We start from the raw sequence: 251 nt of genomic DNA on the forward strand, positions 1-251 counted from the left end.
TACAGGAGGAACTGCAGCATTTTCCTCGCATTCAAGTGCGACTGAAAGTTCAGAAACACACTACCGCTGGTAATCCTAGTGCTCGTCTTAATGTTAGAATGGAAAAGACAAAGAGGCATAAGAAAACACCGAGAGCTTTTACTCCTCGCTTTCCAAAGGTTAAAGACGAAGCTTGGTGGTTGGTCCTGGCAAATACCTCATCCTCTCACCTATATGCATTGAAGAGAGTTTCTTTCACAGATGTGTCTGTC

The 251-nt window shown here is 43.8% G+C and carries 1 protein-coding gene; it reads left to right on the forward strand.

Annotation, left to right across the window (positions count from 1 at the left end; all coding sequences use genetic code 11):
- Window positions 1-29: 29 nt before the first annotated feature.
- Window positions 30-251: hypothetical protein (locus ACODJP_RS14360; RefSeq protein ID WP_422482654.1), on the forward strand; the 222-nt coding region annotated here is incomplete at its 3' end.

The organism is Pleomorphochaeta sp. DL1XJH-081 (genome assembly GCF_049310885.1).
GTDB lineage: Bacteria > Spirochaetota > Spirochaetia > Sphaerochaetales > Sphaerochaetaceae > CAYZJV01.